The sequence below is a fragment of the Streptococcus sp. SN-1 genome (assembly GCF_041154385.1).
In the GTDB taxonomy this organism is placed as follows: domain Bacteria; phylum Bacillota; class Bacilli; order Lactobacillales; family Streptococcaceae; genus Streptococcus; species Streptococcus mitis_CT.
The window spans coordinates 1,625,352-1,648,254 of record NZ_AP028929.1 but is presented as its reverse complement, the minus strand read 5'-3'; the positions used below and the strand labels follow the sequence as shown (position 1 = coordinate 1,648,254).

Below are 22,903 nucleotides of genomic sequence, written 5' to 3'. Positions count from 1 at the left end.
TGCATAAGACAAGATGGTGACATTATTACAGTCATTTCTAGTCACCATATGTTGCTGGCACAGGCTGTTTGTAGTGTTGGCTATTTACTAGTCAGTTTAATCGGAGTGTTTAATTTTTATTGTTGAAAGGTTTTTATATGGCGAAAATTCTATCTTTAGGTCTGACAGGTAAGAAATTACTTGCTCAGGGGTTCTTGTTTGTTCTGCTAGGTCTCATCTTGATGGTCACGGGGACTTGGTTGCCAGTAAAGGTTATTCGACTGGTTCTGTTTTTAGCTTGGATAGCAACGGTCTTAGATTTAGTATTACGTATTTTCAAAAAAAGTCAGTCAACGGACACCTTGGGAGTTGCACTGGTTAAATTGTTAGTGCTGGGATATTTGCTTGGCTCCAATCTTGCGACGGATGTGCCGATTTATATTTTGGCTCTTGTGATTGGAGTTTATCAGATTTTTCATGCTAGTATTAACCTTGTCACCTATGTTCTCTACCGCAAAAACAAAATTCGACCTCGTTTTCGTCTCTTACTAGATGGACTCGTACTAGTTTTTCTTGGTGGGACTAGTCTTTTGTCCTCTACAGGAAATTCTGTCTTTCAACTCTTTGTATTAGGGGCTTATTTTTTCCTTTATGGTGTGTCCAATATCCGTGATGGTTTCTTGTTTGAGGAGGAAATTGGGAAAAACCATCTCAAACGTCGTGTAAGAATGAGCTTACCTATTGTCCTAGCCGCTCTCATCCCTGCAAGAACTTTAGCAAAAATTAACAAATTCATGCAGGAAAATGCTGATGAGAGAGAGGATATCCATCTTGGAATAGTGAAGTCTGGTAAGACAGCAGAGCTAGAAATTTTTGTTCATACAGCTGAGACCTCTCTGTTTTCGGCAATTGGTCATGTGGATATCTGCTATCAAGGCCGTGTTATTTCTTATGGCAACTATGATCCGTCTTCTGAGACCTTATTTGGCATGGTAGGAGATGGTGTCTTATATTTCTGTGATCGTGACAAGTACATTGACCTATGTAAACGTGAGAGTCAAAAAACGCTTTTTGGTTATGGGATAGATTTGACGCCTGAAATGGAAAAAGCAGTTCAGAAAAAGTTGGCTGAATTGAAACAACTGACGATTCCATGGGAGCCAAGTGCAGATAAAATCATGACAGGTGATGGTAAGGAAGACTACACCTACGCTTATAAAATCAGACATGAGACAGATGGGGAACTTTATAAATTTATCAAATCTAAGTTTAAATCCTACTTTGTCTTATCTACAAACTGTGTGCTCTTGGCTGATACCATAGTCGGTCAGGCTGGCACCGATATCCTCTCACCCAAAGGATTTATCGCTCCAGGAACTTACCAAGCCTACCTTAATCGAGAGTTTGAAAAACCAAATAGTATAGTCGTATCTAAACATGTTTATTAAGGAGAATTTATGAACTTAGTAAAAAAATACACCCCGTTAATACTTTTTATAGGGCTGGTTGCTCTTGTAATTCTGAATGCATCGAGCTTTATATCAGGAGCAATCTCTCTCTTTGATGTAATATCAACCTTGATTTATGGTGCTGTTATTGCTTTTGTGCTTAATGTTCCTATGAAAAAAATTGAACAGTACTTAGTTAAATTGAAGGTAAAGGCAGAGTTGCGTCGTCCGATTGCCATGGTACTTGTTTTCCTAGCTCTTATCTTAATCGTGATTGCTCTTTTGGTTTTGGTGCTGCCAACCCTAGCTCAGACTATTAGTCAGCTGGGAACAGTCCTTTCAACAGTCCTTACTCAACTTGGGAAATTTCTAGGCAGCTCGGAATTTGTAACCAAAGACATGTTGTCAACTATCGTATCAGGCATACAGGGACAATCTAGTTCTATTAGCCAAGCTTTGATAGGTTTTTTATCAGGTCTGACTAGTAATATCGGCAATATTTTTTCAAGTTTGATGAATGCCTTTTTGATTATAGTCTTCACCTTTTTATTTTTATCCAGTAAGGAACATTTGGCAGCGATGACGAGTCGACTTCTAAAAGTTTTTCTTCCAGAGAAGGTGGTGATAAAGTTGACTTACATTGGACAAGTAGCACTAGAGACTTATGACCAATTTTTGATGAGTCAGCTGATTGAAGCAGTTATCATAGGAGTTATGATAGCGGTTGGTTACAGCGTGTTTGGGATACCCTATGGAGTAATGACAGGTATCTTTGCAGGAGTGCTATCGTTCATTCCTTATGTAGGGCCTATGATTGCTTGTGTTGTGGGAGCGATTTTTATCTTCACAGTGAGTCCTACTCAAGCCTTACTTTCTCTTCTTCTATATCAAGTTATACAGCTGATTGAAGGAAACCTTATTTATCCTAGAGTTGTAGGTCAGTCTATTGGTTTGCCAGCTATTTTCACGCTTGCGGCTGCTAGTATTGGAGGCAATCTCTTTGGCTTACTTGGGATGATATTCTTTACACCGATATTTGCTGTTATCTATCGATTGGTTAAGGAATTTGTCGTTGCAAAGGAAAATCAGCTAGATTAAGAAAAACTAAATTTAATAAGATATACTGAGAAGAGAGTGAGAGATTCTCTTCTCTTTTATTTTTAAATACTTTTCTACAAAAAGCTATTAGACGTTAAAAAAAGCCTTGGTTTCAAGGCTTATTTCTGTTGATTTAGATGTGCCCCCTGCAGGGCTCGAACCTGCGCCCCATAGCTTAAGAGTCTACTGCTCTACCAACTGAGCTAAGGAGGCAACAGAAAAAGCTGAGAATGTAACTTCCCAGCTATTTTAATATGCCCAAAATGGCAGCTAGATTATTTACGAAAGGCATCAAGGATATAGGTGAAACCAACAATTAAAAATGCAAAGGCAACGACATAAACGACAAAGACACTTGTAGCTACTGGATTGAACAAAATCACTAGACCTAGTAAAAATGCAAGCAACGCTATCCACATGATATGGTTGCCAATAATAGGGAAAATCAATCCCAGACGATTGCCTTTAAAGAAAACTATAATGGCTTCTACAATTAACCAAATTCCTAAAATAGTTGGAATGACAACTGGCAGCGTCACAAAGCCATAGGCAACGAGGTAAAGAGCTAAGAGAAGATTAACAATCCCTTGGAAAAGATGAGCTGGTGAGCGAAGCTCTTTTGGTACAGAGAAATAGCCTAAAATAGCTGCTATAGAAGAAACCAGTAAACCAAATGCAATCCACCAGCTGTAAGCAACAAGATTAGCTACTGGGTTTGTAAATAGGAAAAGTCCTAAAAGGACAAAAACAACTCCTGCAAGGAATAGCAGTAAACGATTAGAAAATTTCATTTCAATACCCCCTATATAGTATAGTATAGTTTGATAATAAAAATTTTATACACCTTTTTAGAGGAAATGTCAATAAACAAAATGGAAAATTTGGAAGTTTCAGTCTGATTTATGAAAAGAAAATCAGTTTTTATTATTTTGAAAATAAAAAGAGAAGATAAAATTTGTCTTCTCTACATGAAAATATTGTATGGAATCAAAGCAAAAGTAACTGGCTTTACACTATTTGTAAAGATGTAATTTGATTCAAAAAGAAAAGATAGATTTAAAATGTGGGACAAATGATGGGGTAAATCAGTTATAGACAAGCAAAAAAAGCCTTGATTTACAAGGCTTTTTCCTGTTGTATTTAGATGCCCCCTACAGGGATCGAACCTGTGACCCACGGATTAAGAGTCCGCTGCTCTGCCAGCTGAGCTAAGGAGGCAAAGAAAAAAGCTGTATTGGTGCCGAAACTTCACGGTTTGTATTGAACCCGCGCAATTAAGCAGGTGGGCAACTCGCTCTAACTGAAGCTGTTTCCGTGTGAGACGGCCTACATGCTGTTAGAAGACTTTTGTTTCCCTAATAATACAAAAAATAGTCGGTCAACACTTAAGTGTGAAGTCGTACACCACAGCGTTTCTATGTTTATATAATACCACTTTTTCAAAAAAAATCAAGAGGAAAGTGCAATTTTTTGAAAAGGATTTCAGATTTTTCGCAAACGGTCGATAGCTTCCTTTCTTTGAGCCAAAGCCCGTTCATATTTACCAGTATCTTCTGCTTGGAAATAGTGATGATTACGAATTTTTTCTGGTAGATAGTCTTGCTTGACCCAATTTCCAGGATAGTTGTGTGGATAGAGATAGTCTTGGGCATTCCCCAGTTCCTTGCTTCCACTGTAGTGCCCATCACGCAGGTGTCGCGGAATAGGCAAGTGCCCTGATGTTTTGAGGTCGGCAAGAGCCTTATTCATAGCTACATAGGCTGAGTTGGATTTTGGAGAAAGGGCCAAATCAATGACGACATTGGCAATGAGAATGCGGGCTTCTGGGAACCCAATCTTTTGGGCAGCATCCAGAGCAGTCACGGTGTGAATCTGAGCTTCAGGATTGGCTAAGCCGATATCTTCATAGGCGATAACAGTCAAGCGACGAGCGAGACTTGGCAAATCACCAGCCTCAATCAAGCGGGCAGCATAGTGGAGACTGGCATCCACATCTGAGCCACGGATAGACTTTTGCAGGGCTGAGAGAACATCATAGTGGCCATCTCCATCCTTGTCCATGGTAATATAGCTCCGTTGCAGGCTATTTTCCATGATGTCGAGGGTGATATGGCGAATGCCCTCGTCATTCTCAGGGGTAGAGAGAACAGCCAAGTCCAGTGAGTTGAAGGCAGAGCGAAGGTCTCCGTTTGTAGAGGTAGCAATAAAATCCAGCGCATCCTCATCTAGTTCTACTGGAAAATCAAAACCACGCTCAGGGTTACTTAGAGCTATTTGCAGAGCCTCTTTGATGTCTTGGTTAGACAGAGGTTCCAACTCAAAAATTTGAACACGGCTACGAATGGCAGGAGTGACAGAGAAGAAAGGATTTTCAGTCGTAGCGCCAATCATGATGACCAGACCACTTTCCAAGAGAGGTAAGAGGAAGTCTTGCTTGGTTTTATCTAGTCTATGAATCTCGTCTAGCAATAGGACGAGACCACCAGAGAATTTAGCCTCTTCGGCGATTTCTTGCAGTCGCTTTTTACTATCAACTGTCGCATTGAAAGTTCGAAAGGCATACTTAGTAGTTCCAGCGATGGCAGAGGCAATACTGGTCTTGCCGATTCCTGGAGGTCCGTAGAGAATCATGGAGGACAGGCGATTGGCTTCCACCATGCGACGGATGATTTTTCCAGGTCCGACCAGATGCTCCTGACCGATGACCTGGTCGATGGTTTTAGGGCGCATGCGAAGCGCGAGATTGTCTGGCATAGCAGTCCTTTCTAACGTGGATTTTCTGATGTATATGTGGTAAGATGGTAGTATCTATTTTAGCATATTTCCGAGCAATCGGGGCGATTTAAGAGTCGCATAGAAAGAGGACAAAATGGCAACATACGGATTTTTAGATGTTTTAGAGGAAGAGTTGGAGAAGAATTTTCCCTTTGACTTTGAGATTAGTTGGGACAAGCGCAACCACGCGGTTGAAGTGAGTTTTCTATTGGAAGCGCAAAACGCTACAGGTGTGGAGATGGTAGATGAAGACGGAGAGGTTTCATCGGATGATATTCTCTTTGAAGAAGCAGTGCTTTTTTACAATCCTGCCAAATCAACCGTCAATGAGGAAGACTATTTGACTGTCATACCTTACTTGCCTAAAAAAGGCTTTTCTCGCGAATTTTTAAACTATTTTGCACTATTCCTAAAAGATACTGCTGAGGTTGGGCTAGATGCCCTTATGGACTTTTTGGAAGACCCAGAAGCAGAAGAATTTGTCATGGAATGGAACCAAGAAGTCTTTGAAGAAGGAAAAGTTGGCTTGGAAGAGGGAGAGTTTTATCCTTATCCAAGATACTAGGAGTTGGTTGGAGATGTTATGAAGAAAATTGGGATTTATTTGGTTTATGTGCTAGCTGTTGTCTTTATTATGCTGGCTTTTGCTTGTGGAACAATGGCATTTGCAGAGCTGGGGTATTCCGCAGTTTTAGTCTTTGCTTTTGGTTATGCCTTCGCTCTTCTAAGTATGTATTTAATCTTTATTCTTCATGAGCTGGGACATGCTTTTTGTGGCTACTTGACAGGCTATCGGCTGGTGGCTTTTGGATTAGGACATTTTATTTTGACCAAAAAGTCAGGCAAGTTTCGTCTTAGTAGAACAGCCATTCTGAAAAATGTTGGTGCTCAATACATTGGTTTAAAAGAGGATGAAAGCGATCAAAGAATCCTCCTGATGCTTTCAGGAGGCTTGATGGTTCATCTCAGCTTGATATTATTGGCGATAGTGTTTGGATTTTTGACAAGAAGCTGGTATTTTGCAGGGACTTGGATTTTTCTTAATTTGTCTTTCTTCCTAAATAACATTTTGCCAGTCGGCATCACCGATGGCGCAAAAATTTGGGAATTGCTACAACACCCTGAAAATACGAAATACGCCTACTTGATGTTGAGGCATTCTGCCCAGACCTTGCTAGCTCCTCAAGAATATGATTTAAAAGACTTTATCATGCCTGTTGATGAGGAGGCGAGAGGGAGTTTTGCAGAAAGTGTTCAGACTCTTCAGGGGTTGGTATTCATATTGGATGATAATATAGAGCTTGCAAAGCAACAGTTTCAGTCTGTGCTAGAGAAAACAAATAATTCAATGTCTAAAACTATTTCTCAATTATACCTTCTTCAAATTGCTCTGATGGAAGGAGATAATAAGAAAGCGGAAGAATATGCAAGTATTCGAGGGGTCAAATCCTTTTTATCTCTAAAAACAGCAGATATGCAGGTCATTCAAGCTTGGTATCAATTTAGGGTAAAGAAAGATGTAGTTCAAACTCACAAGGCTATGAAGATTGCTAGACAGAAAATGAATAGCAGCCGGATGTTACGGGATGAGAAAAGCTATTATCAAAACTGGTTATCCGAGCTGGAAAAGGAATTAACCGAAGGAGTCTAACATGGAAGTAGAGATTTCTGATTTCACAGGTTGTAAGATTGCTTTGTTTTGTGGGGATAAGCTCTTGACTATCTTACGCGATGATAAGGCAAACATTCCCTGGCCCAATATGTGGGAACTTCCAGGCGGTGGACGTGAAGGTGATGAAAGTCCTTTTGAGTGCGTGGCGCGTGAAGTTTATGAAGAACTGGGAATTCATCTGATTGAGGATTGTCTGCTTTGGAGTAAGGTTTATCCAAGTATGCTTTTTGCAGATAAACAATCTGTATTTCTAGTTGGACAGTTGACACAGAATCAGTTTGACAGTATCGTATTTGGAGATGAAGGGCAAGCCTATAAACTGATGAACATTGAGGAATTTTTGACATCCAGTCAAGTAGTTCCGCAGTTGCAGAGTAGATTGAGGGATTATTTAAAAGTAAGTGATTAGAAAGGATGGTTCAGTTAAATTTCTAAACTGAACCCGCCCTAAACACTGTACCAAAAAGATAAACTTCTCTTAGACACAAGCGTCTTCAGAGAATTTCCTATTTTGGTTTTGTGTTTTACGGGCTTGGTATCTTAAATATGGAAATATGGCAAGAGTTAAAAGTTACAGTGAAGCGTGAGGGGGAGGAGTTAGTTTCCAATCTCTTGATTGAGCTGGGAGCGCAAGGAGTCGCAATCGAAGACAGTATGGACTATGTGGGAAATATTGACCGTTTCGGCGAGATTTTTCCAGAGGTCGAGCAACAAGATGAAATCGTTGTGACCGCCTACTACCCTGAAACGGTTGATGTAGCAGCGGTTGAAGCGGATTTGCAGGCTCGCTTAGCAGACTTAACCGATTTTATGGATCTGGGAGAGGTCAAGATGGGGACAACTGCCTTGGCTGAGGAAGACTGGGCAGACAACTGGAAGAAATACTATGAGCCAGCTCGTATCACTCATGATTTGACTATCGTTCCCTCTTGGACAGAATACGAGGCGACTGCGGGAGAAAAGATTATCAAGCTAGATCCTGGTATGGCCTTTGGAACAGGAACCCATCCAACGACCAAGATGAGCCTTTTTGCCTTGGAACAGGTTCTTCGTGGTGGGGAAACAGTGCTAGATGTGGGTACTGGATCAGGCGTCCTCTCCATTGCTAGCTCGCTACTTGGAGCTAAGGAAATTTTCGCCTATGACCTAGATGATGTGGCGGTTCGTGTTGCTCAGGAAAATATTGAGCTCAACCCTGGCATGGAAAACATCCATGTAGCAACAGGAGACTTGCTTAAGGGAGTTGAGATTGAGGCAGATGTGATTGTAGCTAATATCTTGGCTGATATCCTCGTTCATCTGACGGATGATGCTTATCGTTTGGTTAAGGATGAAGGCTACCTGATCATGAGTGGCATTATCAAGGACAAGTGGGATATGGTGCGCGAGTCGGCTGAGTCAGCTGGATTTTTCCTCGAAACTCACATGGTTCAAGGGGAATGGAATGCCTGTGTCTTTAAGAAAACCAAGGATATTTCCGGTGTGATTGGAGGCTAGCATGCAACAGTATTTTGTCAAAGGCAGTGCTATCTCTCCTGTCACCATCGAGGACAAGGAAACCAGCAAGCATATGTTTCAGGTTATGCGCTTGAAAGAAGATGATGAGGTGACCTTAGTCTTTGATGATGGAATTAAACGTTTGGCGCGCGTCTTGGATGTGGAAGCTCGTCAGTTTGAATTGGTAGAAGAACTAGATGACAATGTGGAACTGCCAGTCCAGGTGACTATCGCATCTGGCTTCCCCAAGGGAGACAAGCTGGAGTTTATCACTCAAAAAGTAACCGAACTGGGCGCCAGCCAGATTTGGTCCTTCCCTGCCGATTGGTCGGTCGCCAAATGGGATGGCAAGAAATTGGGTAAAAAGATTGAAAAACTAGAAAAAATTGCCCTTGGAGCAGCAGAACAAAGCAAGCGTAATCTAGTACCAAGTGTCACACTTTTCGAGAAAAAATCAGACTTTCTAGCTCAACTGGACCAGTTTGACTCTATAGTAGTGGCATATGAAGAGTCGGCCAAAGAAGGAGAAAGCGCTGCGCTTTTACAAGCAGTTACTGGACTCGAGAAAGGAGACAAATTGCTCTTTATCTTTGGTCCAGAAGGTGGCTTGTCACCTGCAGAAATTGAGAGTTTTGAAGCTAAGGGATCAGTCTTAGCAGGACTTGGCCCTCGCATTTTGCGAGCAGAAACAGCACCGCTTTACGCCTTATCAGCCCTTAGTGTTTTATTAGAATTAGAGAAATGAGAGGAAGAAAATGGAACAAAAACACCGTTCAGAATTTCCAGAGAAGGAACTGTGGGATTTAACAGCCCTATACCAAGATCGTGAAGATTTCTTGCGTGCAATCGAGAAGGCTCGAGAAGACATTAATCAATTTAGCCGTGATTACAAAGGTAATCTTCATACTTTTGAGGATTTTGAGAAGGCCTTTGCGGAATTGGAACAAATCTACATTCAGATGAGCCATATTGGCAACTATGGCTTTATGCCTCAGACGACAGATTATAGCAATGACGAATTTGCTAATATTGCCCAAGCTGGGATGGAATTTGAAACAGATGCCAGTGTAGCCTTGACCTTCTTTGACGATGCTCTAGTGGCAGCAGACGAGGAAGTCTTGGACCGTTTGGGTAAATTGCCTCATTTGACGGCAGCTATTCGTCAGGCAAAAATCAAAAAAGCCCACTACCTAGGGGCTGATGTAGAAAAGGCCTTGACCAATCTGGGTGAAGTTTTCTACAGTCCACAGGACATTTACACTAAGATGCGAGCTGGGGATTTTGAAATGGCTGACTTTGAAGCCCATGGCAAGACCTACAAAAACAGCTTTGTCACCTATGAAAACTTCTACCAAAACCATGAGGATGCTGAGGTTCGTGAGAAATCTTTCCGTTCCTTCTCAGAAGGTCTTCGTAAGCACCAAAATACGGCTGCAGCAGCCTATCTAGCCCAAGTCAAGTCTGAAAAACTATTGGCAGATATGAAGGGCTACGAATCAGTTTTTGATTATCTTCTAGCTGAGCAGGAAGTGGACCGTGCTATGTTTGATCGCCAGATTGACCTCATCATGAAGGACTTTGCGCCAGTCGCTCAGCGATATCTCAAGCATGTTGCCAAGGTCAATGGTCTTGAAAAGATGACCTTTGCGGACTGGAAATTGGACTTGGACAGCGCCCTCAATCCTGAAGTGACTATTGACGATGCCTATGATTTGGTCATGAAGTCCGTAGAACCTTTGGGACAAGAATATTGTCAGGAAGTTGATCGCTATCAAGAAGAGCGCTGGGTGGACTTTGCTGCTAACAGTGGCAAGGATTCTGGTGGTTATGCGGCGGATCCATATCGCGTGCACCCTTATGTCCTCATGAGCTGGACAGGTCGTTTGAGCGATGTTTATACCTTGATTCATGAAATTGGGCATTCTGGTCAATTCATCTTTTCAGACAATCACCAAAGCTATTTCAACGCCCATATGTCGACCTACTATGTTGAAGCACCGTCAACCTTCAATGAATTGCTTCTCAGTGACTACTTGGAGCACCAATCTGACGACCCACGTCAAAAACGTTTCGCTCTTGCCCATCGCTTGACAGATACCTACTTCCATAACTTTATTACCCACCTCTTGGAAGCAGCCTTCCAGCGTAAGGTGTATACATTGATTGAAGAAGGAGAAACCTTTGGAGCAAGCAAACTAAATAGCATTATGAAGGAAGTTTTGACAGATTTTTGGGGCGATGCTATTGAAATCGACGATGATGCGGCACTGACTTGGATGCGCCAAGCTCACTACTACATGGGCTTGTATAGTTACACTTACTCAGCAGGACTAGTCATCTCGACTGCTGGTTACCTTCATCTAAAAAATTCAGAAACTGGAGCTGAGGACTGGCTCAATCTCCTCAAATCAGGTGGTAGCAAGACACCACTTGAGTCAGCTATGATTATCGGTGCTGATATTTCAACAGACAAACCACTCCGTGATACCATCCAGTTCTTATCAGATACAGTTGACCAGATTATCTCCTACAGCGCCCAGTTGGGAGAGTAAATTAAAAGAGTCTAGGACAAAAGTCTAACCTTAAATATAAGAAGCGAACAAAACGAGCTATCTGATACTCAGAATTCTGTCTTGTTCGCTTTTTTTCTAATCTATCGATTTTAAAAATTTACAATAAAGAATTCCTAAAATCAAAATTTTTTGTCCTGGTCTCTTTAATTATCCCCAAAAGCTATCTTCTTCAGCTTGATCTGAAGAGAAGAGCCAAACTTCTTTGATTTTTCCGTCTTCAATACGGAAGAGGTCAATCCCGTTCATATTGAGTTCAGTACCATCAGCACGTGTTCCAAGAAAAGTAACATTGGCTGCGATTAAATCCTTATTGTCAGAAACCCAATTTGTTACCACCTTAAAGGTTCCATTAGTTTTCTCAGCAAATGTAGCCAGGTGAGTTCCTAGCTTGTCCTTACCAACAACTGTACCAGATATACTATGAGTACCAGGTTGATGCCAGATAATATCGTCTGCCATCGTTTCAAAGACACCAGGAAAGTCACCAGCAATTAAAGCTTGGTTATAAGCATTGAAAATTTCTAAGTTTGTTGACATATCTATTCTCCATTTCTTTTTTATGATATAATTGTAACAGTTACAAACAAAAAAACAAGTAGACACTTTTTCGATAGCTAGTATCAAAAGTGGTACTATTATTGATACTAAAAGATAAATTTTTTTTAAAAAATAGAAAGAAGATATTTTATGACAAATAAAGTGAGTGAGTATGGTATTTGTCCATTTGCGACAACGCAGAGGGTTTTAACGGGGAAATGGGCATTGGTAATCATTTATCAGTTGAGTACGGGTACCAAACGATTTAAAGAATTGCAGAGATTATTGCCTGGGATTACTCAAACTATTTTGACCCGTCATCTCCGTCAATTAGAAAAGGATAAGATTGTTCAACGAAAGGTCTATGCCGAAGTTCCACCACGAGTTGAGTACAGCTTAACCGAAATGGGACAGGAATTCAGAGTTGTTTTAGATGCTGTCGAGAAATGGGGTCTAGATTATATCAAGTTGCTAGAAATGTAGAGGTATTGACCATGTATCAAGAGTTACTTAGAAAAATAGCAGAAGAAAAAAACAAGTTATCATGAGGAAGAAATCCAATGGTTGCTTGATCATTTGGGAGATTCTTCTCCAGAAATTCGCGATGACCTTGTTTTTACAAGCTTTGCTAGAGGGATTCAGGAAGAGCTATTTACACAGGAACAATTTCAGTTCATTGCTGAGGTGGTCTCAGCTGATGGAGGACTAGATAAAGAGATTGATAAGGTAGGTCTGTCAACACTTGAACGTTCTTTTAGGGCGCTTATTTATGCCAACCTCTTGTCTGCAGATGCTAACCAGCAATCGATTTTCTATCAGGGATTAAAAGGAGAAATTCGCAATGTCCTTTTAAATCAAGGTTTGCACTATCTTTCAAAAGAAAAGGACACGACAGGTTTTTCAAGTCAGTATGGTTGGGTTCACGCTTTTGCACACGGAGCCGATTTACTGACAGAGGTAGTTTGTCATCCAGGCTTTCCTAAAAATAGAGTTCATGAAGTCTTTGACATACTTGGCCCATTATTTAAAAGAATTACCATTCGGTTTACAGATGATGAAGATTGGCGTTTAGCCAGAGTACTTTATGAACCGATTTTACAAGGGAAGTTGGAACAAGAGCAAGTAGCTTCTTGGATAAAAACGGTTGATTTTCCGATAGAAGAAAGGGAAGATTTTTATAAATTTTCCAACTTCAGATCCTGTCTGTTGGAAGTCTATGTCCAACTTGACCAGAGAAATAGTTTACAAGATGACTTGAAAGAAGCTATCCAGTATTTTCAATACTAGGGATTAGCTAATATTACTTTTTGAAAGAGTTTCTATTGTATTCTCCTAACTAATAATGAAAACTAATAAAAGAGGTTGAATCATTTTCCAACCTCTTTTTGTGTATCTTAATGGAATTGCATACCACCATCAACGATAATGGTTTGTCCTGTAATGTAGTTTGAATCTGGTCCTGCAAGGAAGCTGACAGCAGCAGCCACATCTTCTGGTTCAGATAGACGTTTTAGGGTAATATCTTTTGCAAATGTCTGCATACCCCACTCGTCATCTTTTCCTGCATTTTTACCAACTTCATGAGCGATGTCGTACATCATTGGTGTTTTCACAATACCTGGTGCGTAGGCGTTAACAGTGATGCCTGAGTCTGCTAAATCACGTGCTAATGTTTGCGTAATTCCTCGAACAGCAAATTTGGTTCCACCATAAACAGTTAGATTTGGGTTACCGACTACACCGGCTTGAGAGGTTGCGTTGATAATTTTACCTCCGTGGCCAAGTGCTTTAAATTGCGCTTGTGCAGCTTGTGAACCCCAAATGACACCACCAACGTTGATACCGAAAGTGCGTGTAAATTGTTCCTCAGTAATTGTATCAAGAGGAGTAGTTGGTGCAACACCAGCGTTATTTACGACAACATTTAAATCACCAAAATGGTCAACAACCTTTTGAAATGCTTGTGCAACTTCGGCCTGTTTCGAAACATCGGCCACGACAGCAAAGGCATTTTCAGCTGATAATTCGGCAACAGCTTTTTCAGCTGTTTCAGGATTGTAGTCTAAGACTCCTACCTTAAAGCCATCTTGAACCAATCGTTTTGCGATTGCAAAACCGATTCCTTGACCTGCACCTGTGACAATAGCAACTTTAGACATATGATTCCTCCTTGGTATCCACGATACCATTCAAACGTTCATAAAAGAACAGCAAAGGTTTACAAATAAGCTTCGATAATGGGTTTTGTAAACCCTATCAAAACTACGCTATTAGTATACACCTTTGAAAAAAATGTTTCAAATAATCACTACCGTTTTTACAGAATTTTATCCTGAAAATTTCCAATCAATTTTCTTGAAACCCTTTCCCTCTTTTGATAGACTAGTATCTAGTTTTTGAAAAAAGGAGAAAGAAAATGAAAAAATTTGTCGCTGAGTTAATCGGTACTTTCATGCTTGTGTTCGTTGGGACTGGAGCTGTTGTTTTTGGAAATGGTCTTGATGGCCTAGGTCACCTTGGAATCGCCTTTGCCTTTGGTTTAGCCATCGTGGTTGCAGCCTACTCAATCGGAACTATTTCAGGTGCTCACTTGAACCCAGCGGTTTCGATTGCTATGTTTATTAACAAACGTTTGTCATCTTCAGAGCTTGTAAACTACATCCTTGGACAAATAGTTGGAGCTTTCCTTGCGTCAGCTGCGGTATTCTTCCTCTTGGCTAACTCAGGTATGTCAACTGCTAGTCTTGGTGAAAATGCCTTGGCAAACGGTGTCACTGTCTTTGGTGGATTCTTGTTTGAAGTCATTGCAACCTTCTTGTTTGTTTTGGTTATCATGAGTGTGACTTCAGCAAGCAAGGGCAATGGTGCGATTGCTGGTTTGGTAATCGGTTTGTCCTTGATGGCGATGATTCTTGTTGGATTAAATATCACTGGACTTTCAGTAAACCCAGCTCGTAGCTTGGCACCAGCTGTCTTGGTAGGTGGAGCAGCCCTTCAACAAGTATGGATTTTCATCCTTGCGCCAATCGTTGGTGGAGTTCTTGCAGCCCTTGTTGCTAAAAACTTCCTTGGAACAGAAGAATAATTGAAACTTAAAAAGCCTTGCTCCTCATTTTGAGGAACAGGGCTTTTTCGTATGAGTTTAACGGTTGTCAATTTTCTCTGGATAAAGGTCGTGTTGGAAGAGGCGTTGTTCTGCCAAGCCTTCATACTTGGTTCCAGGCTTACCGTAGTTGTAGTAAGGGTCGATTGAAATGCCACCGCGAGGAGTGAATTTTCCCCATACTTCTAAATAGCGAGGGTCTAGCAAGTTGACCAAGTCTTTCCCGATGGTGTTGATACAGTTTTCGTGGAAATCTCCGTGGTTTCGGTAGCTAAAGAGGTAGAGTTTGAGGGATTTTGACTCGACACAAAGCTTGTCAGGAATGTAGGAAATATAAATCGTCGCAAAGTCTGGTTGAGCAGTGATTGGACACAGTGAGGTAAATTCAGGACAGTTAAATTTGATAAAATAGTCATTTTCCACATGACGATTGTCAAAGGATTCGAGGACTTCTGGTTGATACTCGAAAATGTAGTTGGTTTCTTTGTTGCCGAGGAGGCTGAGGTTTTTCATTTCTTCTTGTTGTGACATGATTTTTCCTTTCTAATCTTAAACACCACGTTGATTATCGTAGAGGAGGGTATGCAGTTGAGGAAGGACGCGGACATTGCCCCAGCTATCGTCGGCAGCGATGTGTTCCCAGAGTTCTTTGAGGCGGTCCAGTTGATCTTGGACAATATTGCCTCTAGCCTTGGGCTCAGGATTTCCTGCCGATAAGAAGAGGACATCTGGTTGGTAGCGCTCTTGTATGCCTCTGGCAAAGGCCAAATCTGCATCGTCAAAGACAGGGATTTTAAAGGTGACCTTGTCTGGATCAAGTTGGGAAACGATAAAGTCCAAGGTCTCAAAGTTGACTTCCATCTTTGATGAAGGAGGTTTGGGGCTCAGAGTGACCTGGTCGATGTCTTTCAACCAATTTTGCCAGCGGGAGCCTTGGGTCTCAACAGCCAGAGTGACACCACGTTCCTTGAGTTTAGTGACCAATTCGGCCATGTTGGCTGCTAGGATAGCAGGATTTCCCCCAGATAGGGTGACGTAGTCGTAGCTCCCTAATTTATCCAAGGCAGCAATGACCTCGTCAGCAGTCATACGAGTTGGCTTTTCAGAGCCATCCCAAGTAAAGGCAGAATCGCACCAGTCACAGTGGTAGTCGCAACCAGCAGTGCGGACAAACATGGTTTTCTGCCCGATAGCACGGCCTTCTCCTTGAAAGGTTGGGCCAAAAATTTCCAGAACTGGTAGTTTGAGGACACGTTCCCTAGTCATCTAACCACTCCCGTCTAAACTCCGCAAAGGCAGTCGGAGTCTCATAGAGGCGAACGTATTCCAAACGGAGACCGCGCTCGTCTGGCAACTCTTGACTCATGGTTTGGAAAATCCAGTAAACCATATTTTCAGCAGTCGTGTTCATATAGGGAAGAGTTTCATTGAGATAGCGATGATCCAAGTGGGGCTCTAAGTAGTTCTTGTAGATAGCTTTGATATCTCCGAAATCGTAGGTCATGCCACGTTCATCTAAAAATCCACTGACAGCAATCTGCAGATGATAGGTGTGACCATGAAGGGATTTGCATTTTCCCTCATAGTGAAAGAGGTGGTGGGCAGCATCAAAGGTAAACTCTTTTGATACTAAGGTTCTGTGAGGATTGTAGACAAGAGACTCTCCGGTTTCCTGTTTGATTTCTTTGGGTGCAAAAAACATTAGGCCTATCCTTTCTGTGAGAGATAAACATCTAGACCATGCTGACGTAGGTGGCAGGCTGGGCAATCTCCACAGCCACTTCCGATAATCCCGTTGTAGCAGGTTAAGGTCTTTTCACGAACATAGTCAAAGGTACCGAGTTGGTCGGCTAATTCCCAAGTTTCAGCCTTGTCCAGCCACATGAGAGGTGTTTGGATAACAAAGTCGTAATCCATGGCAAGGTTGAGGGTAACATTAAGGGATTTGACAAAGACATCTCGACAATCGGGGTAGCCTGAGAAGTCTGTCTCGCAGACACCTGTCACGATATCTTTAATACCTCGTTGCTTAGCAAGGACTGCCGCAAAGGATAGAAAGAGGTGGTTGCGACCGTCAACAAAGGTATTGGGAACCTCTCCCTCTTTTTGCTCAATTTCCAGATCAGAGGTCAAGGCATTTTCAGTGATTTGTCCCAGCAGAGACATATCTAGGATGTGATGACGAATCCCTTGTTCCTCGGCGATTTCTCTAGCAACTTGAATTTCGAGATGATGGCGTTGGCCGTAGGCAAAGGTGACGGCTTCGACTGTTTCATAGTGTTCTTTAGCCCAGAAAAGGCAGGTTGTAGAATCTTGACCGCCACTAAAGACGACCAAGGCTGATTGACGTTTCATAGTACTCCTTCCAAAATGGGAAATGTTCAGAGCACGCAAAAAGCTCCCTTGAGGGAGCTAAAAAATACCAAGTAGAGGTTTTTTTTAGCGATGGCATGTCCCAAACATCGTAATATTCTACTTACAGTCTAGCATATTTTTTGAAAAATGGCAAAGGGCAAGAAAAAAAGAGACCAAAGAAAGTACTTGGTCTCTAATGTGATTAGCTCAATTCAGCAACGATGGCCTTGATTTGTTCTGCTGTGTGTACACCAGCAACTTGTTTCACTACTTGGCCGTCTTTTTTGAAGAGAAGAGTTGGGATAGACATGATTCCAAAAGCACGAGCTGTGTTTGGATTTTCATCAACGTCCATTTTAACGATTTTCAAAACATCTTCTGAAAGTTCTTCAGACAATTTATCCAAGATTGGACCTTGCATACGACATGGACCACACCAAGTTGCCCAGAAGTCTACCAAGACCAAACCGTCTTTTGTTTCTTGTTCGAATGTTGCATCTGTAATTGCTTTTGCCATTGTATTTCTCCTTTTTAGTTATATTGGCTTAAATCTTGTTTCATGAGATAGAAGAAGACATCTCCATAAGTCCCATGGTAGTCCAAATCATGACCGTTGTAAGTTAATTTTTGGACAGGGTAATAGTCTGCGACGCCGATAAGGCAAGCTTGTTGTGAACGATCAAAGTCTTCATAAGATTCGAAAGTTACAGTTCTTTCGTTCTTGCTGGCATCTAGATAGGTAATTTCAATCATGTTTAAAACTCCTTTGTTTGATGATAATTTTATTTTACTCCTTGTAAAAGAGAATGTCAAGAAAAATGATTGCGCACGCAACTTTTTTCTAAAATCATCTTAAATCAAGAAATCCAAACCAGTTTCCAAGCTTTCTTCGACAGCCTTTTGTAGAGAGGCCAGTGTCTTTTGCCCATCACCTGTCAGGCAGATAAAACTAGAGCGTCGATCTTGATCACAACACCTGCGACTAAGCAGACCGCAATTTTTGGCTTCCAAGCGAGCCACCATCCGAGAAACAGCGCTCGGGCTCAGATGAAGTTTATCTGGCAGGTCAATCTGGCGTAGAGATTTTTCTTGAGCTAAGTCCAGATAGTAGAGGAGGTAGAACTCTTTCAAGGTCATACTTTGCTCGCTCTGCTGGGCAATTGTCTCTTCCAAGAGACTTTCAATTTCTTTCTGACGCCGATTGAAGTCAAACCATTTTTCCAAATAGGTCATAGTATCTCCTTTCTTTTTAGAGTTATCATATAGAAGAAAGTCCGTTCACGGACAATTTCTGCATCACAAGATGATTGCGCATGCAATAATTATACTACTTTTCAAGAAAGCTGGCAAGAAGGATGCTAGAATCTTTCACCCTAAATCATGCCTATTTTCACTAATTTTAACTGTCTGTATCCCCTTTCCTCTCTAATTTTCATTATCCCTTGTGCATTTCCTTGAAATTTTCTGAAAAAAGAGTAAACTGGTATGCAGAAGTCTATTTCGTGGAGTTTAGGATGAAATTATATGTTCAATTAATGATTCTCTTTGTGATTTCTCTAATCGGAGAGGGGATCTCTAGTTTCTTTCATTTGCCCATACCCGGCAGTATTATCGGTTTGATTATTCTCTTTCTCGCCCTACAATTCAAGTGGCTGAGAACCAGACATGTCAACATGGTTGGGAATTTCTTGCTGGCCAATATGACCATTCTCTTTTTGCCGCCAGCAGTGGGAATCATGGAAAAGTTTGATGTGATTGCTCCCTATCTTTTGCCAATTGTTTTGATTGTCTTTTTTGCAGCAGTCATCAATATTATCCTCATAGCCTTGGTGGTTCAGTTCATTAAGCTACGGTTTGAGGGAGATTATGAGAAAGGAGATGCCAAATGAGTGAATTTGTTTCCAATCCCCTGTTTGGGCTTGCCCTGTCTATCCTAGCCTATCTAGTGGGAATGCTGATTTACAGACGTTTTCCCCATCCATTGACAACGCCCCTGCTTTTGTCAGCTGTTTTCATTATCATCTTTCTAAAGGTGACGGGTATTTCTTACCAAGATTACTACCAAGGTGGGGTTTATCTGAACAACTTGATTGTCCCATCGACCGTGGCTCTAGGGATTCCGCTTTATAAGAGCTTTCACCTGATGAAGCACCATGCTCGGAGTATTCTTTTTGGAAGTCTGTTAGCGGTAGTTGTCAATACCTCTTTCACAGCCCTTGTAGCTAAGATTTTTGGAATGGACTTTTTCCTAGCCATTTCACTCTTTCCTAAGTCAGTGACAACCGCCATGGCAGTTGGGATTACAGAAAAATTGCAAGGTTTGACGACTGTGACCTTGGTTGTTGTAGTAGCAACTGGGATTTTAACCAGTGTCATCGGCCCAACCCTTTTGAAGTGGTTGAAAATTGACGACCCAGTAGCTGTTGGTCTTTCCCTTGGAGGAACAGGCCATGCAGTCGGAACAGGAACAGCCTTTCGATACGGCTCTGTAGCAGGAGCCATGGGTGGTTTGGCTATAGGTGTCACCGGTATTCTCTACGTCTTTGTCAGCCCCATTGTAGCCAGTTTGATATTGAGTTAAAAAATTAACGGCAAAATTTCGAAATTTTAAAAATTTTTCAAAAAAATACTTGACAATCTACATGAGAAGATATACAATGAAGCCAGAGAAAACGGATACAAAATAATTTTTACTTAACAGTATATGAGATTTTTCTTTTCTATAAAAGAATTATACGTATAATTCTTTTTTAAAAAAGGAGGGAGAGCGATGCTTAATTTGACTGATGTTATCAAAGTTGTTAAAAAAGGTCACCTAGCCTCAGTACAGCAGCATCCAGATAAATGCCCAGGGCGTTATCGTTAGATTGCCTTGAGTTGCTTATGTAAAAGCGATAATTTATCACTTTACTATTATAATGATGAGGCTGAGGGGGATCCCCTCAGCCTTTTTAAAGTGGGAGATAAGTTATGGAAACAATTTATTCTTTTTCTACAGATGATGTAGTTTATTTAAAAAATTTATATACAGGATCTATTTGTGAGATTGATGAGGAACTATTCAAGAAGTTATCTTTAAAAGAATTTCCTTACTTGATAAGTGAGATTGATAAACAAGTGCCCTTTATTCACTCTAAACGAATAGTAGAGGGAGATGAATTATCACTATATATAGTTACAACTATGTCGTGTAACTTGACTTGCTCTTATTGTTTTGAGAATGATAAGGATAGGAAACCGTCCTTAGGTAGTGAGTATGACGGTAAAAAGATTGTGAATTTTATATTAGATGAACTCAATTTTAAGAAGTATAAATCTCTGGATATCTGTTTTACTGGTGGTGAACCATTATATAACTTTCAGTTTATACGAAATTTATGTGAAACTTTAGATGAGAAACTAGATATTCCTATTTCGTATACTTTGATTACAAATGGAACGATATTCACAAATAAAATAATGTCTTTTCTTGACTGTCATAATTTCGCTATTCAAGTTTCTTTTGATGGTGATGAGCACTATCATAACCTAGAAAGATGCAATCGATTAGGGAAAGGAACTTATCATAGAATCATAAATAACTTGTCAGTTATGTTGGAAAAGTATAAAAATTTATCCATTCAGGCTAGAGTTAACATATCTAAAAGAAATTATATATCTATCCAGAAATTATTTTTAGATTTAAAAAAGTATACAGAATTTGAAAATTTTAATCTTTATTTTGATTTTGTAGCTGTACCTAACGATTCAATTCTATATATTGATAGTGAAACTAAAAAGAAGATTTGTCTAGATTTATTGCTGTTTTTATCAAAGGAAAATATACCGTATTATCATGATTTAAAAATAGGAGGCTACTGTATGTTCAAAAATCAAGATTCTCTTACAATTCATGCCAACGGTAACTTATATAAATGTTATTCATTAGTAGGGAATGAAAACTATCAGTTGGGAAGTATTGGTCAAGTTACTAATGAATTAACAGGTCTGGGAAGCATGTGCCCTTATAAAGATTGTGCTTATTATGAATTTTGTTATGGAGGTTGCCCATTTAATACATTTGTAAATAATGGGAAGATGGAACGCGATTGTCAGTTTGACTATTTAGAGTGGTTTCACAAGATTGTATTTTTAGATGAATTAGGATTATTGACAAAGGAGGATGTTGAAGGGACTATCCAACATATATCTGTTCATAAAATATATGTTGATAAAAATTTAACTATGGAGGCATGCAGATGAAAAGATTGTTATCCTATAACAATAAAGTGCTATTTCTAAAAAGCTTTATTTTGAATACCCTTGTTACTATACTAACTGTAGCTATTCCTTATATTAGTAAGTTATTTATTGACCATATTCTATCTCAGAAAGTTCATGCTATGATTGTTTACGGGGTGCTTTATGTAGGAATTTCTCTGTTTATTCAAGTTTTATATTATTTTTGTGATGTGCTTCAAGGAGAATCAGAATCGTATGTTTGGCAGAATATTTGCCAAAAAACTGCTGAAAATATCCAGCTCTATGATATGGTAGAGACAGAATTGTCTGAAGCTACCATTACACAAGAATTAGGGCAGACCTATGAGCTGTTAAAACGATTTTTTAACGAATATCCTGTTGCTCTTCTCCTGTACTTGATACGAGCACTTGTGATTATAGGGATTTTATGGAGTATTTCTCCTACTATTGCTGTGATGATAGGTATTTTGATACCTATATTTATCTTTATTTCGCAGAAATATAGTGGACGACTATCTAAGCTTGGTTCCGATACAGTGAATTGTATGAAGGATATACGCGATTATCTAGTGGATAGCTATAAACTCATGCCTAGTATGCGATTTTCAGCTCATTCTAGCTTGATTGATTTCTCTCCCTTGGTGAAAAAATATATTTCATGTAAAAATAAGGAAGTGAGAATGACTTCTTTATTTGAAAATTTTCTTTCCTATGCATTTTTGAATTTTATGATTATGATGACGACGATTATATCAGGTTATCAGACTTATAAAGGTTGGATTACGATTGGTGATCTAATGGCTATCCAACTATATATTTCACAATTTTGGACACCTATTGAATACTTCCTTGATGTTTATAAGGAGTACTCGGGAAGTAAGAAAATTATCGAAAATTTTATCAATTTTTTGGAACCTGTTCAGATTTCGTATGAGTCTATTCCAATTTTAGAGATAGTCTTAGAAAAGTATGTTAGCTTGGGGAGAGATGGTGAAGAACTGCATGAGCCACTAACAACTCGTTTAGAAAAAGGACATATTTATCGTATTGTTGGAGAAAATGGTGTTGGTAAGACGCGACTGATTTTAGCGATAGTAGGTTACAGCATGAATTATCATGGTGAGATTTACTTACCTAATTATAGAAAGAATTCGAATTTTTCATACTGCCCTGCAGAACCTATTGCGAGTCGATTTTATAAAAATGAATTGAGTCAAGGTGCATCCATGGGACAACTAAAATTGTTGCAGTTGCAAGAAGCAGTAGCGGTGGAGAAAGATGTTTATATTTTTGATGAGCCAAGTAATTTTTTAGATTCACAAAATAAGAAAAAAGTCGTGCAAATCCTGTCTGACTTGTTAGCAAAACAAAAGTTAGTGATTTTGATTAGTCATGATGATGATTTAGTCGATTTTCCAACAGAAGTTATTACTCTTCAATCATGTGACAGTGAGTAAGGAAAAGTATAACTTTATTGAGTTTAAGAAATAGATTAGTAAGAATAGACTGGGTAAAAAGTCTTTAAAATCAGAAAAATGCATAATATCAGGTGTGCAAAAACTTGATATTATGCGTTTTATTGTGGTAATATTAATTCATTTTCTCCTGAAATTGAGTTTTTGCC

General features: G+C 40.0%; 25 protein-coding genes, 2 tRNA genes and 1 pseudogene. 15 read left to right on the top strand and 13 right to left on the bottom strand.

Features of this window, described 5'->3' with window-relative positions:
- Positions 1–137 precede the first annotated feature (137 nt).
- Positions 138–1,427 carry a DUF308 domain-containing protein gene (locus tag ACAM22_RS07380; protein WP_369606623.1) on the top strand — a complete coding sequence of 430 codons (1,290 nt, stop codon included), beginning with the start codon at positions 138–140 and terminating at the stop codon, positions 1,425–1,427.
- A 9-nt stretch (positions 1,428–1,436) separates the two neighbouring features.
- Positions 1,437–2,525 (top strand): AI-2E family transporter, encoded by a 1,089-nt coding sequence (locus tag ACAM22_RS07375; RefSeq protein WP_033681461.1) that lies wholly within the window; start codon positions 1,437–1,439, stop codon positions 2,523–2,525.
- Between the two features lie 140 nt (positions 2,526–2,665).
- On the opposite strand, the gene ACAM22_RS07370 is transcribed toward ACAM22_RS07375, so the two are convergent.
- From ACAM22_RS07370 to ACAM22_RS07355, 4 genes are all read right to left on the bottom strand, one after another.
- Positions 2,666–2,738 (bottom strand) — tRNA-Lys (locus tag ACAM22_RS07370).
- A gap of 62 nt (positions 2,739–2,800) precedes the next feature.
- Positions 2,801–3,316, bottom strand: a complete 516-nt coding sequence (locus tag ACAM22_RS07365; protein WP_000672740.1) for a DUF308 domain-containing protein — start codon at positions 3,314–3,316, stop codon at positions 2,801–2,803.
- A gap of 354 nt (positions 3,317–3,670) precedes the next feature.
- Positions 3,671–3,743, bottom strand: a tRNA-Lys gene (locus ACAM22_RS07360).
- A gap of 264 nt (positions 3,744–4,007) precedes the next feature.
- Complete coding sequence (locus ACAM22_RS07355; RefSeq protein ID WP_261077397.1) at positions 4,008–5,279, bottom strand: replication-associated recombination protein A; 1,272 nt, start codon at positions 5,277–5,279, stop codon at positions 4,008–4,010.
- A gap of 115 nt (positions 5,280–5,394) precedes the next feature.
- On the opposite strand from ACAM22_RS07355, the gene ACAM22_RS07350 reads away from it, so the two are divergent.
- From ACAM22_RS07350 to pepF, 6 genes are all read left to right on the top strand, one after another.
- Complete coding sequence (locus ACAM22_RS07350) at positions 5,395–5,865, top strand: DUF3013 family protein (protein ID WP_033630114.1); 471 nt, start codon at positions 5,395–5,397, stop codon at positions 5,863–5,865.
- An 18-nt stretch (positions 5,866–5,883) separates the two neighbouring features.
- Positions 5,884–6,951 carry a M50 family metallopeptidase gene (locus ACAM22_RS07345; RefSeq protein WP_369606622.1) on the top strand — a complete coding sequence of 356 codons (1,068 nt, stop codon included), beginning with the start codon at positions 5,884–5,886 and terminating at the stop codon, positions 6,949–6,951.
- A 1-nt stretch (position 6,952) separates the two neighbouring features.
- The gene (locus tag ACAM22_RS07340; protein ID WP_369606621.1) at positions 6,953–7,381 is read left to right on the top strand and encodes an NUDIX hydrolase; all 429 of its coding nucleotides are present in this window, start codon (positions 6,953–6,955) and stop codon (positions 7,379–7,381) included.
- A 137-nt stretch (positions 7,382–7,518) separates the two neighbouring features.
- The gene (gene prmA / locus ACAM22_RS07335) at positions 7,519–8,469 is read left to right on the top strand and encodes a 50S ribosomal protein L11 methyltransferase (RefSeq protein ID WP_369606620.1); all 951 of its coding nucleotides are present in this window, start codon (positions 7,519–7,521) and stop codon (positions 8,467–8,469) included.
- Position 8,470: 1 nt separating this feature from the next.
- A complete protein-coding gene (locus ACAM22_RS07330) occupies positions 8,471–9,214 on the top strand; it encodes a 16S rRNA (uracil(1498)-N(3))-methyltransferase (RefSeq protein ID WP_369606619.1) in 744 nt (247 codons plus the stop codon).
- 10 nt (positions 9,215–9,224) lie between these two features.
- Entirely contained in the window at positions 9,225–11,021 is a 1,797-nt protein-coding gene (gene pepF / locus ACAM22_RS07325) for an oligoendopeptidase F (RefSeq protein WP_369606618.1), read from the top strand.
- 168 nt (positions 11,022–11,189) lie between these two features.
- Here the strand turns inward: pepF and ACAM22_RS07320 are convergent, their stop codons facing one another.
- Positions 11,190–11,579 (bottom strand): nuclear transport factor 2 family protein, encoded by a 390-nt coding sequence (locus ACAM22_RS07320; RefSeq protein WP_005591134.1) that lies wholly within the window; start codon positions 11,577–11,579, stop codon positions 11,190–11,192.
- A 150-nt stretch (positions 11,580–11,729) separates the two neighbouring features.
- On the opposite strand from ACAM22_RS07320, the gene ACAM22_RS07315 reads away from it, so the two are divergent.
- On the top strand, positions 11,730–12,062 hold the full coding sequence (locus ACAM22_RS07315; RefSeq protein WP_000182730.1) for a helix-turn-helix domain-containing protein: 333 nt from the start codon (positions 11,730–11,732) through the stop codon (positions 12,060–12,062).
- Positions 12,063–12,073: 11 nt separating this feature from the next.
- A pseudogene (locus ACAM22_RS07310) lies at positions 12,074–12,866 on the top strand (DUF2785 domain-containing protein).
- Between the two features lie 107 nt (positions 12,867–12,973).
- Here the strand turns inward: ACAM22_RS07310 and ACAM22_RS07305 are convergent.
- Positions 12,974–13,738: a (S)-acetoin forming diacetyl reductase gene (locus ACAM22_RS07305; protein WP_000048147.1), complete on the bottom strand. Its 765-nt coding sequence runs from the start codon at positions 13,736–13,738 to the stop codon at positions 12,974–12,976.
- A 257-nt stretch (positions 13,739–13,995) separates the two neighbouring features.
- On the opposite strand from ACAM22_RS07305, the gene ACAM22_RS07300 reads away from it, so the two are divergent.
- On the top strand, positions 13,996–14,664 hold the full coding sequence (locus tag ACAM22_RS07300) for an MIP/aquaporin family protein (protein ID WP_369606617.1): 669 nt from the start codon (positions 13,996–13,998) through the stop codon (positions 14,662–14,664).
- Between the two features lie 57 nt (positions 14,665–14,721).
- Here ACAM22_RS07300 and queF read toward each other — a convergent pair whose 3' ends face one another.
- The 7 genes from queF to ACAM22_RS07265 form a co-directional block, all read right to left on the bottom strand.
- Positions 14,722–15,213 (bottom strand): preQ(1) synthase, encoded by a 492-nt coding sequence (gene queF / locus ACAM22_RS07295; RefSeq protein ID WP_000082587.1) that lies wholly within the window; start codon positions 15,211–15,213, stop codon positions 14,722–14,724.
- An 18-nt stretch (positions 15,214–15,231) separates the two neighbouring features.
- Positions 15,232–15,948: a 7-carboxy-7-deazaguanine synthase QueE gene (queE, locus tag ACAM22_RS07290; protein ID WP_369606616.1), complete on the bottom strand. Its 717-nt coding sequence runs from the start codon at positions 15,946–15,948 to the stop codon at positions 15,232–15,234.
- Complete coding sequence (gene queD, locus ACAM22_RS07285) at positions 15,941–16,384, bottom strand: 6-carboxytetrahydropterin synthase QueD (RefSeq protein ID WP_000464575.1); 444 nt, start codon at positions 16,382–16,384, stop codon at positions 15,941–15,943. Before queD ends, queE begins: the two co-directional genes overlap by 8 nt.
- Before the next feature lie 5 nt (positions 16,385–16,389).
- Positions 16,390–17,037 (bottom strand): 7-cyano-7-deazaguanine synthase QueC, encoded by a 648-nt coding sequence (gene queC / locus ACAM22_RS07280; RefSeq protein WP_265472165.1) that lies wholly within the window; start codon positions 17,035–17,037, stop codon positions 16,390–16,392.
- Positions 17,038–17,239: 202 nt separating this feature from the next.
- Entirely contained in the window at positions 17,240–17,554 is a 315-nt protein-coding gene (trxA, locus tag ACAM22_RS07275; protein WP_001029581.1) for a thioredoxin, read from the bottom strand.
- Between the two features lie 14 nt (positions 17,555–17,568).
- Positions 17,569–17,790 (bottom strand): DUF4649 family protein, encoded by a 222-nt coding sequence (locus ACAM22_RS07270; protein ID WP_000570256.1) that lies wholly within the window; start codon positions 17,788–17,790, stop codon positions 17,569–17,571.
- A 99-nt stretch (positions 17,791–17,889) separates the two neighbouring features.
- Positions 17,890–18,270 carry a MarR family transcriptional regulator gene (locus tag ACAM22_RS07265; RefSeq protein ID WP_265472166.1) on the bottom strand — a complete coding sequence of 127 codons (381 nt, stop codon included), beginning with the start codon at positions 18,268–18,270 and terminating at the stop codon, positions 17,890–17,892.
- 281 nt (positions 18,271–18,551) lie between these two features.
- Here ACAM22_RS07265 and ACAM22_RS07260 point away from each other — a divergent pair, with 281 nt between their 5' ends.
- The 4 genes from ACAM22_RS07260 to ACAM22_RS07245 all read left to right on the top strand — a co-directional run bounded on the left by ACAM22_RS07260 (position 18,552) and on the right by ACAM22_RS07245 (position 22,736).
- Positions 18,552–18,926, top strand: a complete 375-nt coding sequence (locus tag ACAM22_RS07260; RefSeq protein ID WP_265472167.1) for a CidA/LrgA family protein — start codon at positions 18,552–18,554, stop codon at positions 18,924–18,926.
- Entirely contained in the window at positions 18,923–19,618 is a 696-nt protein-coding gene (locus tag ACAM22_RS07255; RefSeq protein ID WP_001288952.1) for an LrgB family protein, read from the top strand. The genes ACAM22_RS07260 and ACAM22_RS07255 overlap by 4 nt, the downstream gene beginning before the upstream one ends.
- A 389-nt stretch (positions 19,619–20,007) precedes the next feature.
- On the top strand, positions 20,008–21,279 hold the full coding sequence (locus ACAM22_RS07250) for a radical SAM protein (protein ID WP_369606615.1): 1,272 nt from the start codon (positions 20,008–20,010) through the stop codon (positions 21,277–21,279).
- Positions 21,276–22,736, top strand: a complete 1,461-nt coding sequence (locus ACAM22_RS07245) for an ATP-binding cassette domain-containing protein (RefSeq protein ID WP_369606614.1) — start codon at positions 21,276–21,278, stop codon at positions 22,734–22,736. The genes ACAM22_RS07250 and ACAM22_RS07245 overlap by 4 nt, the downstream gene beginning before the upstream one ends.
- Positions 22,737–22,903: the final 167 nt, after the last annotated feature.

What these genes read in the sequence shown, in the direction of transcription:
- ACAM22_RS07375 (WP_033681461.1), top strand. Translation starts at nt 1,437, where the DNA reads ATGAACTTAGTAAAAAAATACACCCCGTTAATACTTTTTATAGGGCTG.
- ACAM22_RS07255 (WP_001288952.1), top strand. Translation starts at nt 18,923, where the DNA reads ATGAGTGAATTTGTTTCCAATCCCCTGTTTGGGCTTGCCCTGTCTATC.
- ACAM22_RS07270 (WP_000570256.1), bottom strand. Translation starts at nt 17,790, where the DNA reads ATGATTGAAATTACCTATCTAGATGCCAGCAAGAACGAAAGAACTGTA.
- queF (WP_000082587.1), bottom strand. Translation starts at nt 15,213, where the DNA reads ATGTCACAACAAGAAGAAATGAAAAACCTCAGCCTCCTCGGCAACAAA.
- ACAM22_RS07345 (WP_369606622.1), top strand. Translation starts at nt 5,884, where the DNA reads ATGAAGAAAATTGGGATTTATTTGGTTTATGTGCTAGCTGTTGTCTTT.
- prmA (WP_369606620.1), top strand. Translation starts at nt 7,519, where the DNA reads ATGGAAATATGGCAAGAGTTAAAAGTTACAGTGAAGCGTGAGGGGGAG.
- ACAM22_RS07380 (WP_369606623.1), top strand. Translation starts at nt 138, where the DNA reads ATGGCGAAAATTCTATCTTTAGGTCTGACAGGTAAGAAATTACTTGCT.
- ACAM22_RS07300 (WP_369606617.1), top strand. Translation starts at nt 13,996, where the DNA reads ATGAAAAAATTTGTCGCTGAGTTAATCGGTACTTTCATGCTTGTGTTC.
- trxA (WP_001029581.1), bottom strand. Translation starts at nt 17,554, where the DNA reads ATGGCAAAAGCAATTACAGATGCAACATTCGAACAAGAAACAAAAGAC.
- ACAM22_RS07320 (WP_005591134.1), bottom strand. Translation starts at nt 11,579, where the DNA reads ATGTCAACAAACTTAGAAATTTTCAATGCTTATAACCAAGCTTTAATT.
- ACAM22_RS07350 (WP_033630114.1), top strand. Translation starts at nt 5,395, where the DNA reads ATGGCAACATACGGATTTTTAGATGTTTTAGAGGAAGAGTTGGAGAAG.
- ACAM22_RS07315 (WP_000182730.1), top strand. Translation starts at nt 11,730, where the DNA reads ATGACAAATAAAGTGAGTGAGTATGGTATTTGTCCATTTGCGACAACG.
- pepF (WP_369606618.1), top strand. Translation starts at nt 9,225, where the DNA reads ATGGAACAAAAACACCGTTCAGAATTTCCAGAGAAGGAACTGTGGGAT.
- ACAM22_RS07355 (WP_261077397.1), bottom strand. Translation starts at nt 5,279, where the DNA reads ATGCCAGACAATCTCGCGCTTCGCATGCGCCCTAAAACCATCGACCAG.
- ACAM22_RS07340 (WP_369606621.1), top strand. Translation starts at nt 6,953, where the DNA reads ATGGAAGTAGAGATTTCTGATTTCACAGGTTGTAAGATTGCTTTGTTT.
- ACAM22_RS07250 (WP_369606615.1), top strand. Translation starts at nt 20,008, where the DNA reads ATGGAAACAATTTATTCTTTTTCTACAGATGATGTAGTTTATTTAAAA.
- queE (WP_369606616.1), bottom strand. Translation starts at nt 15,948, where the DNA reads ATGACTAGGGAACGTGTCCTCAAACTACCAGTTCTGGAAATTTTTGGC.
- ACAM22_RS07305 (WP_000048147.1), bottom strand. Translation starts at nt 13,738, where the DNA reads ATGTCTAAAGTTGCTATTGTCACAGGTGCAGGTCAAGGAATCGGTTTT.
- ACAM22_RS07260 (WP_265472167.1), top strand. Translation starts at nt 18,552, where the DNA reads ATGAAATTATATGTTCAATTAATGATTCTCTTTGTGATTTCTCTAATC.
- ACAM22_RS07265 (WP_265472166.1), bottom strand. Translation starts at nt 18,270, where the DNA reads ATGACCTATTTGGAAAAATGGTTTGACTTCAATCGGCGTCAGAAAGAA.
- queC (WP_265472165.1), bottom strand. Translation starts at nt 17,037, where the DNA reads ATGAAACGTCAATCAGCCTTGGTCGTCTTTAGTGGCGGTCAAGATTCT.
- ACAM22_RS07330 (WP_369606619.1), top strand. Translation starts at nt 8,471, where the DNA reads ATGCAACAGTATTTTGTCAAAGGCAGTGCTATCTCTCCTGTCACCATC.
- queD (WP_000464575.1), bottom strand. Translation starts at nt 16,384, where the DNA reads ATGTTTTTTGCACCCAAAGAAATCAAACAGGAAACCGGAGAGTCTCTT.
- ACAM22_RS07365 (WP_000672740.1), bottom strand. Translation starts at nt 3,316, where the DNA reads ATGAAATTTTCTAATCGTTTACTGCTATTCCTTGCAGGAGTTGTTTTT.
- ACAM22_RS07245 (WP_369606614.1), top strand. Translation starts at nt 21,276, where the DNA reads ATGAAAAGATTGTTATCCTATAACAATAAAGTGCTATTTCTAAAAAGC.